This window comes from Pseudomonas sp. NPDC085632 (genome assembly GCF_044541255.1).
In the GTDB taxonomy this organism is placed as follows: domain Bacteria; phylum Pseudomonadota; class Gammaproteobacteria; order Pseudomonadales; family Pseudomonadaceae; genus Aquipseudomonas.
This window is the reverse complement of record NZ_JBITSX010000052.1, coordinates 30,879-43,662: the sequence shown is the minus strand read 5'-3', so window position 1 is coordinate 43,662 and position 12,784 is coordinate 30,879. Positions and strand designations below refer to the sequence as shown.

At 52.2% G+C, this 12,784-nt stretch carries 9 protein-coding genes, 1 tRNA gene and 2 pseudogenes; 3 read left to right on the top strand and 9 right to left on the bottom strand.

All coding sequences use genetic code 11. The annotated features are described in order from the left end of the window. Nucleotides 1–792, top strand: a 792-nt coding sequence (locus ACIF4X_RS24730; RefSeq protein WP_397484103.1) for an inositol monophosphatase family protein, incomplete at its 5' end; no start/stop codon positions are given. 219 nt (nucleotides 793–1,011) lie between these two features. On the opposite strand, the gene ACIF4X_RS24725 is transcribed toward ACIF4X_RS24730, so the two are convergent. The 6 genes and pseudogenes from ACIF4X_RS24725 to queA form a co-directional block, all read right to left on the bottom strand. Beyond that, nucleotides 1,012–1,560, bottom strand: coding sequence for a glycine zipper 2TM domain-containing protein (locus ACIF4X_RS24725; protein WP_064118923.1), 549 nt, complete (start codon nucleotides 1,558–1,560; stop codon nucleotides 1,012–1,014). A 121-nt stretch (nucleotides 1,561–1,681) separates the two neighbouring features. Continuing rightward, nucleotides 1,682–2,596, bottom strand: coding sequence for a protein translocase subunit SecF (gene secF / locus ACIF4X_RS24720; RefSeq protein ID WP_186624502.1), 915 nt, complete (start codon nucleotides 2,594–2,596; stop codon nucleotides 1,682–1,684). A gap of 9 nt (nucleotides 2,597–2,605) precedes the next feature. Then, nucleotides 2,606–4,473, bottom strand: a pseudogene (gene secD, locus ACIF4X_RS24715) (protein translocase subunit SecD). 64 nt (nucleotides 4,474–4,537) lie between these two features. Further along, nucleotides 4,538–4,876 carry a preprotein translocase subunit YajC gene (gene yajC / locus ACIF4X_RS24710; protein WP_007916913.1) on the bottom strand — a complete coding sequence of 113 codons (339 nt, stop codon included), beginning with the start codon at nucleotides 4,874–4,876 and terminating at the stop codon, nucleotides 4,538–4,540. A gap of 43 nt (nucleotides 4,877–4,919) precedes the next feature. Beyond that, complete coding sequence (gene tgt / locus ACIF4X_RS24705) at nucleotides 4,920–6,035, bottom strand: tRNA guanosine(34) transglycosylase Tgt (RefSeq protein ID WP_397484102.1); 1,116 nt, start codon at nucleotides 6,033–6,035, stop codon at nucleotides 4,920–4,922. A 14-nt stretch (nucleotides 6,036–6,049) separates the two neighbouring features. After that, the gene (gene queA, locus ACIF4X_RS24700) at nucleotides 6,050–7,114 is read right to left on the bottom strand and encodes a tRNA preQ1(34) S-adenosylmethionine ribosyltransferase-isomerase QueA (protein WP_397484101.1); all 1,065 of its coding nucleotides are present in this window, start codon (nucleotides 7,112–7,114) and stop codon (nucleotides 6,050–6,052) included. A 107-nt stretch (nucleotides 7,115–7,221) separates the two neighbouring features. On the opposite strand from queA, the gene ACIF4X_RS24695 reads away from it, so the two are divergent. Together ACIF4X_RS24695 and ACIF4X_RS24690 are read left to right on the top strand one after the other, a co-directional pair. Continuing rightward, nucleotides 7,222–7,306: transfer RNA gene (locus ACIF4X_RS24695), tRNA-Leu, on the top strand. 402 nt (nucleotides 7,307–7,708) lie between these two features. Then, complete coding sequence (locus ACIF4X_RS24690; protein ID WP_397484100.1) at nucleotides 7,709–9,031, top strand: hypothetical protein; 1,323 nt, start codon at nucleotides 7,709–7,711, stop codon at nucleotides 9,029–9,031. A 109-nt stretch (nucleotides 9,032–9,140) separates the two neighbouring features. On the opposite strand, the pseudogene ACIF4X_RS24685 reads toward ACIF4X_RS24690, so the two are convergent. The 3 genes and pseudogenes from ACIF4X_RS24685 to ACIF4X_RS24675 all read right to left on the bottom strand — a co-directional run. Next, a pseudogene (locus tag ACIF4X_RS24685) lies at nucleotides 9,141–9,539 on the bottom strand (hypothetical protein); the annotation flags it as partial. Nucleotides 9,540–9,553: 14 nt separating this feature from the next. Further along, on the bottom strand, nucleotides 9,554–10,903 hold the full coding sequence (locus ACIF4X_RS24680; protein ID WP_397484099.1) for a hypothetical protein: 1,350 nt from the start codon (nucleotides 10,901–10,903) through the stop codon (nucleotides 9,554–9,556). A gap of 135 nt (nucleotides 10,904–11,038) precedes the next feature. Continuing rightward, entirely contained in the window at nucleotides 11,039–12,682 is a 1,644-nt protein-coding gene (locus ACIF4X_RS24675) for a hypothetical protein (protein ID WP_397484098.1), read from the bottom strand. Nucleotides 12,683–12,784 lie beyond the last annotated feature (102 nt).

Genomic DNA, 12,784 nt, shown 5'->3' with positions numbered 1-12,784 from the left:
CGCGCCGCCCGCAGCGCCAGTGAACTGATCTTCCGCTCCATCGAGCGCCTGGATACCATCAAGGTCGACGAAAAAGACGCCAAGGATTATGTATCCGAGGTCGATCGCGCCGCTGAACAGAAAATCATCGACGCACTGCGCAAGGCTTACCCGAACCATTCGATCCGCGGTGAAGAGACCGGCATGCACGCCGGTACCGGCATCGAAGGCGAAGAGTACCTGTGGATCATCGATCCACTGGACGGCACCACCAACTTCCTGCGCGGCATTCCTCACTTCGCTGTCAGCATCGCCTGCAAATACCGTGGTCGCCTGGAACACGCTGTTGTTCTGGATCCGGTTCGCCAGGAAGAATTCACCGCCAGCCGCGGTCGCGGCGCTCAACTGAACGGTCGTCGTCTGCGCGTCAGCGGTCGCACCAGCCTCGACGGCGCCCTGCTAGGTACCGGCTTCCCGTTCCGTGACGATCAAATGGACAACCTGGAAAACTACCTGGGCATGTTCCGTGCTCTGGTTGGCCAGACTGCCGGCATCCGTCGCGCCGGTTCGGCAAGCCTGGACCTGGCGTATGTGGCTGCCGGTCGTTTCGATGCATTCTGGGAGTCGGGCCTGTCCGAATGGGACATGGCTGCAGGCGCCCTGCTGATTCAAGAAGCTGGCGGCCTGGTGAGCGACTTCACCGGCGGTCACGACTTCCTTGAAAAAGGCCACATCGTTGCCGGCAACACCAAATGCTTCAAGGCAGTCCTGACGGCGATCCAGCCGCACCTGCCGGCTTCGCTGAAGCGCTAAGCTTCACGCGAAACAAAAAAGCACCCTTAGGGGTGCTTTTTTTACGCCTGAATTTTCCATCACGCCCAGTAGGAGCTGCCGAAGGCTGCGATCTTTTGATCTTGGTTTTTAAAAGATCAAAAGATCGCAGCCTTCGTCAGCTCCTACAGTAGAGATCGGGTTTCCTGTGGGCACAAAAAAAGCACCCCGCAGGGTGCTTCTTGTTAAAACAGTCGGTCTTTACTGACCCGGCTCATTCTGCGACAGAATCAGCTTGCCTTCCTTGTCGACCGGAATCTGGTTGCCCGGATCACGATCCATGCGCACTTTGCCTTCCTTGCCATCCAGCGAGTAACGCACGTCGTAACCGACGACCTTGTCGCTGATGTCATTCACAGTGTTACAGCGAGTCTGGGTCGTGGTGTAGGTGTCGCGGTTCTGCATACCTTCCTGCACCTTGTTACCGGCATAACCGCCACCGACCGCACCAGCCACCGTGGCGATCTTCTTGCCGGTGCCGCCGCCGATCTGGTTACCCAGCAAACCGCCCGCTACCGCACCGATTGCAGTGCCGAGAATCTGATGTTGATCCTTGACCGGCGCCTGGCGGGTCACGGCTACATCTTTGCACACTTCACGTGGAGTCTTGATCTGTGTTTTAACCGGTTCGACGGCCAACACTTGCGCATACTCAGGGCCGCTTTTAACCAGGCTGTAGGTGGCAACAGCACCCCCGGCAGTCACACCGACAGCACCCAATACCGCACCAACCAGCAACGACTTGTTCACATGAACCTCCTGACCATCACATGCGGGACGCGCCCGCGCTTCTCCCAGCCTTGGAGCATAAAAAAAGGCGCGAGTTCAACTCGCGCCTTTCTTGGGCTGACAGCCGGGAAAACGATGGCCGTTATGGACGGTCGTCGACTTCCTTCTCGGTGTTGGCCGGAGGAATCAGATCCTCAGTGCTCAGGTTCAGCCAGATCAGCACCACGTTAGCGATGTAGATCGACGAGTAAGTACCCGCCAGTACACCGATGAACAGGGCAATCGAGAAGCCGAACAGGTTGTCGCCACCGAAGAACAGTAGTGCCGCGATCGCCAGCAACGTGGAGATCGAAGTCGCCATGGTCCGCAGCAGGGTCTGCGTGGTCGAGATGTTGATGTTCTCGATCAGCGAAGCCTTGCGCAGGACGCGGAAGTTCTCACGAACCCGGTCGAATACCACGATGGTGTCGTTCAGCGAGTAACCGATGATCGCCAGTACCGCCGCCAGCACCGTCAGGTCGAAAGTGATCTGGAAGAACGACAGGATACCGATGGTCACGATCACGTCGTGGATCAGCGAAACGATGGCGCCGACCGCGAACTTCCACTGAAAGCGGAAAGCCAGGTAGATCAGGATGCCGCCGAGCGCCAGCAGCATGCCGAGGCCGCCCTGGTCGCGCAGTTCTTCACCGACCTGCGGGCCGACGAACTCGACACGCTTGACCGTCGCCGGGTTGTCGCCGCCGAGCTTCTGCAGCGCTTCAGCGACCTGATGGCCCAGCTGCGGGTCTTCACCCGGCATGCGCACCAGCAAATCGGTGGTCGCACCAAAGCTCTGCACGATGGCTTCGTGATAACCCGAAGTCACCAACTCCTCGCGCACCTTGGTGACATCAGCCGGACGCTCGTAGGTCAGCTCGATGAGCGTACCGCCGGTGAAGTCCAGGCCCCAGTTCATGCCCTTGGTGGCGACGCTGAAAATAGCCAGCAACGTGAGAAACACTGTGACGCCGAACGCGAAGTTGCGAACGCCCATGAAGTTGATTGTACGTAACATGGCAGCCCCTTAAATCCACAACTTCTTGAAGTCACGTCCGCCGAAGATCAGGTTGACCATTGCGCGGGTCACCATGATGGCCGTGAACATCGAGGTAAAGATCCCGAGGGACATGGTCACTGCGAAACCTTTGACCGGGCCGGTGCCCATGGCAAAGAGAATCCCGCCGACCAACAAGGTAGTCAGGTTGGCGTCGAGAATCGCGGTGAATGCCCGGCCGAAGCCTTCGTTGATTGCACGCTGCACGGTCATGCCGGCGGCGATCTCTTCACGAATCCGCGAGAAGATCAGCACGTTGGCGTCGACCGCCATACCCATGGTCAAAACGATACCGGCGATACCCGGCAGGGTCAGCGTTGCACCCAGCAGCGACATCAGGGCCAGCAGCAGCACCATGTTCACCGCCAGCGCGACGGTGGCGATGATGCCGAAGAAGCGGTAGATGGCGATGATGAACAGCGACACGAACAGCATGCCCCACAGCGACGCATCGATACCTTTGGTGATGTTGTCAGCACCCAGGCTCGGGCCGATGGTGCGCTCTTCAGCGAAGTACATCGGTGCGGCCAGACCACCGGCACGCAGCAGCAGCGCCAGTTCCGACGACTCGCCCTGGCCGTTCAGACCCGTGATACGGAACTGAGCACCCAGCGGCGACTGAATGGTCGCCAGGCTGATGATCTTTTTCTCTTCTTTGAACGTTTGCACTGCGACGTCTTTCTCGACGCCATCGACCACTTGCTTGACGTAAGTGGTGACCGGACGCTGCTCGATGAAGATCACCGCCATGCTGCGACCGACGTTGGAACGGGTCGCGCGGCTCATCAGCTCGCCACCGTGACCATCCAGACGGATGTTCACTTCAGGTGTGCCGTGCTCGCCGAAACCTGCCTTGGCGTCGGTAACCTGGTCACCGGTGATGATCAGACCACGCTCGATCTGTGCTGGCGGACGCTTGCCTTCACGGAACTCGAAGGTTTCCGAAGTGGCTTTCGAAGCGCCCGGCTCTGCAGCCAGACGGAACTCAAGGTTGGCGGTCTTGCCGAGAATACGCTTGGCTTCGGCAGTATCCTGCACGCCCGGCAGCTCAACCACGATACGGTTGGCACCTTGACGCTGCACGATCGGTTCGGCAACACCCAGCTCGTTGACGCGGTTACGTACCGTGGTCAAGTTCTGCTTGATGGAGTATTCACGGATTTCCGCCAGCTTGGCCGGGGTCATCGCCAGACGCAGCACCGGTTGACCGTTGAGGTCGGCCGGAACAATGTCGAAATCGTTGAAGTTCTTGCGGATCAGTGCACGGGCCTGTTCGCGGGAATCTTCATCGCTGAAGCCCAACTGAATGGCACCGCCCAGTTGCGGCAGACTGCGATAGCGCAGTTTCTCTTTGCGCAGCAGGCTCTTGACGTCGCCTTCGTAGACTTTCAGGCGTGCATCGAGTGCTTTGTCCATGTCCACTTCCAGCAGGAAGTGCACACCACCGGACAAGTCCAGACCCAGTTTCATCGGGTGCGCGCCCAGATTGCGCAGCCATTGCGGGGTGGTCTGTGCCAGGTTCAGCGCGACGACGTAGTCATCACCCAAGGCCTTGCGTACAACGTCTTTGGCCGGCAGCTGATCTTCAGCCTTGCTCAGACGGATCAGACCGCCCTTACCGTTGGCGGCCAGGGTGGCTGCCTTGACGTTGATCCCGGACTCCTTGAGCGCAGTGCTCACACGATCCAGATCAGCCTGATTGACTTGCAGCGCAGTGCTGGCGCCGCTGATCTGAATGGCCGGGTCATCGGGGTATAGATTCGGAGCGGAATAAATCAGACCGATCGCCAGCACCGCCAGGATCAGAATGTATTTCACAGAGGATATTTGTTCAGCATCACGCCGCCCGTTATGAACGCGGGGCGCCTTGCGCGCCCCGTCGATTGAGTAGAAGTTGTTGCTTCAGATCGCTTTCAGCGTGCCTTTTGGCAGCGTGGCGGCGATGGCGCCTTTCTGGAACTTCATTTCCACGGTGTCGGAAACTTCCAGAACCACGAAGTCATCGGCCACTTTGGTGATCTTGCCGGCAATGCCGCCAGTGGTCACAACTTCGTCACCTTTCTGCAGGCTGCTCAGCAGGTTCTTCTGCTCTTTGGCGCGCTTGGCCTGTGGACGCCAGATCATCAGGTAGAAGATGACCAGGAAGCCGACCAGGAAAATCCACTCGAAACCGCCGCCCATTGGGCCGGCAGCAGCCGGTGCAGCCGCGTCAGCCATGGCGTTAGAGATAAAAAAGCTCATTTAGCACTCCAGTTGCAAATGTTGAATCTTGGGGTCAGAAAACTCAGTCCAAAGGCGGAACGGGGAGCCCGCGTTTGGCGTAGAAGGCATCGACAAAGGCGGCCACTGTACCCTGTTGAATAGCCTCGCGCAAACCAGCCATCAGCACCTGATAATGGCGCAAGTTATGGATGGTATTGAGCATGCTTCCCAGCATTTCGCCGCACTTGTCCAGGTGATGCAGATAAGCGCGGGAGAAGTTCTGGCAGGTATAGCAATCGCAGGTCGGATCCAGCGGCGATTCATCATGGCGATGGAACGCGTTACGGATCTTCAGCACGCCTGTATCAATGAACAGATGCCCATTGCGGGCATTACGGGTTGGCATCACGCAATCGAACATGTCCACACCGCGGCGCACACCCTCAACCAGATCTTCCGGTTTGCCAACGCCCATAAGGTAACGAGGTTTGTCAGCCGGCATCATGCCCGGCAGATAATCCAGCACTTTGATCATCTCGTGCTTCGGCTCGCCCACCGACAGACCGCCAATGGCCAGGCCATCGAAGCCGATCTTGTCGAGGCCTTCGAGCGAGCGCATGCGCAGATCCTGGTGCATGCCGCCCTGAACGATGCCGAACAATGCCGCGGTGTTGTCACCGTGGGCATTTTTCGAGCGCTGAGCCCAGCGCAACGACAACTCCATGGAGATGCGCGCGACGTCTTCGTCAGCCGGGTACGGCGTGCATTCGTCGAAGATCATCACGATGTCGGAGCCGAGGTCGCGCTGCACCTGCATCGATTCTTCCGGGCCCATGAACACTTTGGCGCCGTCGACCGGGGAAGCGAAGGTCACGCCCTCCTCCTTGATCTTGCGCATCGCGCCGAGGCTAAACACCTGGAAGCCACCGGAGTCAGTGAGGATCGGGCCTTTCCACTGCATGAAATCGTGCAGGTCGCCGTGTTCCTTGATCACTTGGGTGCCAGGGCGCAGCCACAGGTGGAAGGTGTTGCCGAGAATGATTTCTGCGCCAGTGGCAACGATGTCACGCGGCAACATGCCCTTGACCGTGCCGTAAGTGCCCACCGGCATGAACGCCGGGGTCTCGACGGTGCCACGCGGGAAGGTCAGGCGACCACGTCGGGCCTTGCCATCAGTGGCCAGAAGTTCAAAGGACATGCGACATTCGCGACTCATTCTGTTTCCTCTGGGCCGGTTTCTTTAGGGGCAGTAGGTGCGGGGTTACGGGTGATGAACATCGCATCACCGTAGCTGAAAAAGCGGTATCCGTTGTCGACGGCGGCCTTGTAGGCGGCCATGGTCTCGGGATAACCGGCAAATGCCGAAACCAGCATCAACAGCGTGGATTCCGGCAAATGGAAATTGGTCACCAGGGCATCGACCACATGGAACGGCCGGCCCGGGAAGATAAAGATGTCGGTGTCGCCACTGAACGGCTTGAGCACGCCATCGCGCGCGGCACTTTCCAGCGAACGCACGCTGGTGGTACCCACCGCAATCACCCGACCACCGCGCGCACGGCACGCTGCGACCGCATCAACCACATCCTGGCCGACTTCCAGCCACTCGGTGTGCATGTGGTGATCTTCAAGCTTCTCGACGCGCACCGGCTGGAACGTCCCCGCGCCCACGTGCAACGTGACGAAAGTAGTCTCGACGCCCTTGGCGGCAATCGCTTCCATCAGCGACTGATCGAAATGCAGCCCGGCCGTCGGCGCCGCCACCGCGCCCAGACGCTCGGCGTACACGGTCTGATAACGCTCGCGATCCGAGCCTTCGTCAGGGCGGTCTATATAAGGAGGCAACGGCATGTGCCCGACGCGGTCGAGCAGCGGCAGCACTTCTTCAGCGAAGCCCAGTTCGAACAACGCATCGTGACGCGCGAGCATTTCTGCCTCGCCACCGCCGTCGATAAGGATCTTCGAGCCCGGCTTCGGCGACTTGCTGGAACGCACATGGGCCAGCACGCGATGCGTATCGAGCACCCGCTCAACGAGGATTTCCAGCTTGCCGCCGGACGCTTTCTGCCCGAACAGCCGCGCCGGAATCACCCGGGTATTGTTGAACACCATCAAATCGCCCGGGCGCAAATGCTCGAGCAAATCAGTGAATTGACGGTGTGCGAGGGTGCCGCTCGGCCCGTCAAGGGTCAGCAGGCGACTACCGCGACGCTCGGCCAAAGGGTGGCGGGCGATCAGCGAATCAGGGAGTTCGAAAGTAAAGTCAGCAACGCGCATGATGGGGTTCGTCTAGCAGGGGCCGGAAGTCTAGCCGAAATAGTGAAAATTCTCTATGTACCTGATTGACCGACGGTAATCTCATCTCTATACTTCGCCGCCATTGAGCCCTGATGGCGGAATTGGTAGACGCGGCGGATTCAAAATCCGTTTTCGAAAGGAGTGGGAGTTCGAGTCTCCCTCGGGGCACCAAAATTAAGAAAGGTCTTGCTTAGCAAGGCCTTAGATAAGGGGTAGAAAGAAATTTCTACCCCTTTTTCTATCCAAAAATTCTATGCTCCCCCCCGTTTTCCAGCGTTTTCCCACCGATATACCCCCGCTTAGACACGCAACGGATTGCCATTTTGGTAGTGCCTTGCTTCACCCCAAAATCACCCGAAATTGCAATCCATTCGATTATCTGCGCACATTCGACCTGACACGCCGTTTGCATTCGTTTTGCCCCCCCCGAATACACCTAGTTTGATCAATACACGGTGTGGCGTTGACCGACACGGACTGGACAGAAGCGGAGCCTTGCTTCCACCTGTGGCCGTACCTGTTCATAAATGAGATGGCCAGCTAACGGGTCATATTGGATTGTGGAGATTCCCGATGGATCGAGTACAGGCTCACGTAGCAAGACTGATGCGCTCAATTCTCTTGAGGCCCGGCACTGAGGACAAAATGCCGGCAGCGCAGTTTTTTGCAGGGAGAGGAAAGCCGTTTACTTTCTCAGGTGGAATTGGACTCACTTGGTGGTACAGCCCAGATACCTTCAATGCCCTTGATACGGTAACAGCTCTTATCATCGAAACCGAACAGGAGTTCAGAGACTGTGATACCGAGTCCGTTAATAACATTGTCACTTCAACATTACAGAAAGTTTGTTTAGATTCACCGCTTTTCAATGGTGACGACGTAGCTTTTGGTAGAAAGCCAAACCTTTTTGAATGTAGGGGTGCTGTATCAGTTACCGAATTTACCAAGACAATTCTGGAAGAAATCAAACAAAATCTTAGAAGCGTGATAGGAAAAAGGTGCACGATTTACCCCTTGCCCAGATTTAAAGGACCATCTCTTTCCCTTCCTGAAGAGGGATTGCATCTAATTTCAAGTAGCGATGATGTGGCGTGGAATAATTTCTCCGCACGAGGATATATTTTTGATAGCTGGACACCAAGCTCACCGTTCACAGCCAATAGCAACTTTTCATTCAATGGCGGCTATGACTTTAATTATGTTTTGATTGGCGAAGATTACGGAACACAAAAAGGAGCTAAATTCGCAAGCAGTTTAAAATTCAGAATGTTTATTACTGTACTTTTCGCTCATGCCTCAGAGGTTTCCAAATACGGCTACAACAAATCAATAGCTCAACCTTTCACCAACTGCATACAATTCCCTCATGAAACTACACCTGACAACTTATTAACTCTTAGTGATTGTGGCGCACTCTCTCCTTTTTACGCATCAGACATTATAATTACTGATAACTTAACCAAAAAAGTAGCAGAGTGGTACGAGTCGCTTAATCAATGCCCTACTGAATATAAACAACGTATAAAAAAATCCGTAAACTTCTTCAATCGAGCCATGAACTCTGAGGACATAGAATCATATATCAACTATTTTATTGCACTTGACGCTTTATTTGGACAGCGCGGTTCTGTAGAGGCGTCTTTCATAGCTGGGGTGGGCAATCTCGGACTGGATGAAAAACTCAAAGAAAAAGCATCATGGCTTTTTGATTTAAGAAATGAGCTTGTTCACGGTGGAAGTCGCTATATTTCCGAATGGCCGAAGCACCAACGGTATACAAAGCATTTTGGAAGTAAGCCCCTGAATGATTTAAAAGAGCTTGCTCAAAAGGCAATACTAAAAGCACCTTCAATATTACCAATTTCAACAACTGATGAAACGCCCGAATCACCTTAAAAGCTCTTACATGCGCTTCTGATTATTACTATTAATCACTCTCATTGATTTTGATCAAGCGGCTGGCGGTGCGGGGACTTGTACCCGCGCCGTTAGGGGCAGATAGGATTCATAGTGCGATAAAATCGCTTACACGTACAGAACCATTCTTGTTCAAGCTAAACTCCTCTAGTTCCTCATCTAGCGAGTCCGCCACTAGTCCGCCCGCTGCCCCTCCGACGACTGATCGCACCAAGACCACCGCAATTGCACAAAGAGGAGCACCGGGACCACACAACGCAATGACGCCTGCACCAGCAAGGATGCCGCCTGCGGCCCCGCCTCCCACGATGATGCCTTGCCGAGCAGCCTCTTTAGGTTTGTTATCTGCTTCCAGAATTTGATAAGTCGCCAGCGCGGCGGTCACGAGAACACCAAGCTTCCCCATGATCACCATTTTTTTGGTGCCTTTCGTGAACTTGGCATCATCCCGACCGGCAGCCTCCAGAATGGTGTAATGAATCTTTTTAGCTTCGGTGCGAGCTAATCCTGCACATCACACAACAGTCGAGGGTGACCACCAGAGGAATAGTCAATCCGCCCCCCATTAAAGCCTATATGTCGAGCTAGCATTTCATAAAACATAAATATACAGCTGTAAGAGCAGTCAAGTAGCTGCTGCGTGTTAAATTTTTTCTGCGAAAGCGTACCGTGTGCAGCGGGATGCCTTATAAGACTCCACTTATCTACTGCATTTTTCTCAAAGATAGAATAAAGCGCATTTTTGACACTCGGTGTTTTGGCGCTGGCGAGACTATGGAATATTTTTTCCTGAACCCTGGGTTTTATTTCCGCACCAATCAATAGCCCCCTTAGAATGGCGGCAGCATCATGGCACTCCTGAACAAACTCCGGATCAGCCCGTCTCAAATGAGGAAAATACTCGTTAACCATCCCTTCGACGTTTACACTCACACAAAGTGAAAAAGATTCAATACTTGCGGTTTGAGAAACACAAAGCTCTTGCCAATATTGATAAAAAAGCGGCTGTTCATTAGCAATTTTTTTCACCATTAACTTTATGTAGAGAGCACAATTATTAAGCTGCCCTGGATGACGATTGGGGATAGGTGGGGGAAGCCTCATATCTTGCTCACTCATATCTAACGCTTCTATTTTCGTAAAAGAATTAAAGCGATTTCTGCTCACCGTCACCGTAGGTTTTAGAGGGGTTCCGGTGATTATTTCTATGGATTTCAAAATAGCATCGCAAACCTTTTTATCAACCCTCTTTTCAGAGCTAATGAATAAACTAATATAGCTCTCATGAATTTTTAACCGACAACTGTACCTACCCACACCAAAGACACTCACGTTTCTGAGCTTTCCATCTCCATAATCAGTGAACTCATTTCTAGGAAATAGGAAATCTTTAACATTAACGGTGTATTCGTAGTAATTTACAGCAGGTGAATCCCGGTGAACTGCCACATTGGAGATTACCGAACACTCTGCCTTTACAACAGCAGTTCGCGTGGTCCAAAAACAATCAGCTTCCAGCCATATATCTTCTCCCCTCCAAATTTTCCCATCGACCGAAACTGCTACCATACTAAAGTAATAAGATTTTGGAAAAACCGTGCCAGTGGGCGTATTATTAGATAACGCAGAGGATGTCATTAGGAGAAAAGGAGAGGACGACTTCTTACATTTGTAGCTCATACAAATATAAAAGCAACCTTTTTTATCTTGGATAATTCTTCCGGCAGCTGAGTAGGTCACACGATTCTTCGCGCATTGCTGACTTAGTGTGATTTTTGCGCACTCAATTACTAAAGCACCTTCCCTAACATCGATAGATAGCTGCTGCGCGTCTGATACTATTTTTTTCATTAGGAAATCTCATACTTTATCTTTACAGAGCAAATCAAACACATCAGTACAATCGAACCGTGACTAGGTTCTCGCTCGCTACATTCGACTACATCAGACACACTTCACATTTACTACATGTCAGATAAACAGCTATCAAACCACCTTTACACAACGAAGCTGGAGAAACACTTTACGAGGCTTAGGCCGAAGGGCATTAGAAGGATCAGTTTTGATCAACCGAAGACTTTGATCATCGTAAACCATACCATCGACAAGACAACTCAAGGCCAACTGCGGATGCCGAATATAAAGATCAGCATAAAACTCCTTCACCCATCCGACGATAATATTCCTTAAGACTTTCTCATGCTTATTATTTAGTTTATAGGGCAGCAATCCTAAGACATTTAGAAAATAGCCAACAAACTTTGCCCCCTTATAATTTGGTGTTTTCTTCATGAATTGTATTTCGTCGTATATCAACCTTCTAAATTTATGCCGAATAACCTTACTCGCGTCTCCATCATGCGAAAAGCCTCCGAATATCTCACCCCATATCAGATTGTGATGAAGCCACCAACATAAAGACCAAGGAGATTGGACCGCTCCCGCGCTGTGGATCACTTCAAATATAAGCTTAGCCACATCATCATAATGCGTCCCTATGACGCCTTCTTTCTTCAATGTAATATATTTTGGCACCCCTTTTTTATCGAGAACAGACATTAGTTCTTTTATAAAATCAACTACGACTTTTAATTTTTTTATCCCATCATCTTTCAGAGTATAGTCATCAACACCGTTAAGCTTATAAAGATCAAATACGGCGCGTTGAATATTAGTTCCAGCGTTCCAGAGAGAGCGTGACCCACCCCAAAAATTGTTATTGATTTTATCCTCATACGCCATCATCACAATACGGCAGTATGCTTCCCATTGAGGAGTTTCAAATGAGTGCTCCCCCCACAGATCCAACTCAAACATCGAGCCGATCTTTTCTACCATCTCATGATCCGAGAACATAGCTTGACTGAGAGGCTTAGTATGGCCAATCAAACCGGAGTCATAGTCCCCGACCTCTTGAAAAAGAAAAGAATCTCTATTAAGCAGAGCATGATTAACAATATTTTTAGAAAAAACCTCTATTCTTATTGAATATTTCTTTGTCCTCTTAATAGCCTTGTACACTTCCAAAGCTGTAGCTGGCGAAGAATCAACTATAGCTTTACAAAACTTTCTCTCTGAAATCAGCATTAAAATATCGTCAGCGCAACACACCACAAGGGATAATTTTTCAGGCTTATCATTTCTTTTTGATTCAACAACGTCTTTATACTCAGGCGCAAATTCAACAATTTTACCTGCAGAATTTTTTAGCTCATCTGCTACAACGGATAGTTCCGCGGGAGTGCCCTTGAGTGCAAAATCATACAATGCACGACGAAAGTTCTTTGCATTGGTTCGACCGAACACTGGTGGTTTTATAAATGCGAACCATGCCCAGGATAGAAAAGTCATTAAGAAAAGCGCACCCAAAAAAGCCTGCCATGATGCGGGAGTGAATACACTTCCTCTAGGCACCCACCATTGTTCCGCTCTCCATAAATCCGTCAGTAAAGATAAAATTCCGACGGTCGAGACAACGATAAAAGTCCAACGCCTTAAGGGTATAGGAGCTGTTGCAACCCTGAACCGGTAAGAGACATCTGCCATTGTCCAGGCTAAAACCATCAACGCTAAGCCGGCTAAAAACTCAGAGAACCCAAAAAATTTCGGCTCACTCGAAGCCAAAGGCACGAAACATAAAAATCCGTAGCAAAATTCAACCACCCTGCACCACTCCCCAATCCGTTGCGATGGTCAAGATTGGAGTGCATTAGGAAAAAGGGCAAATCGACG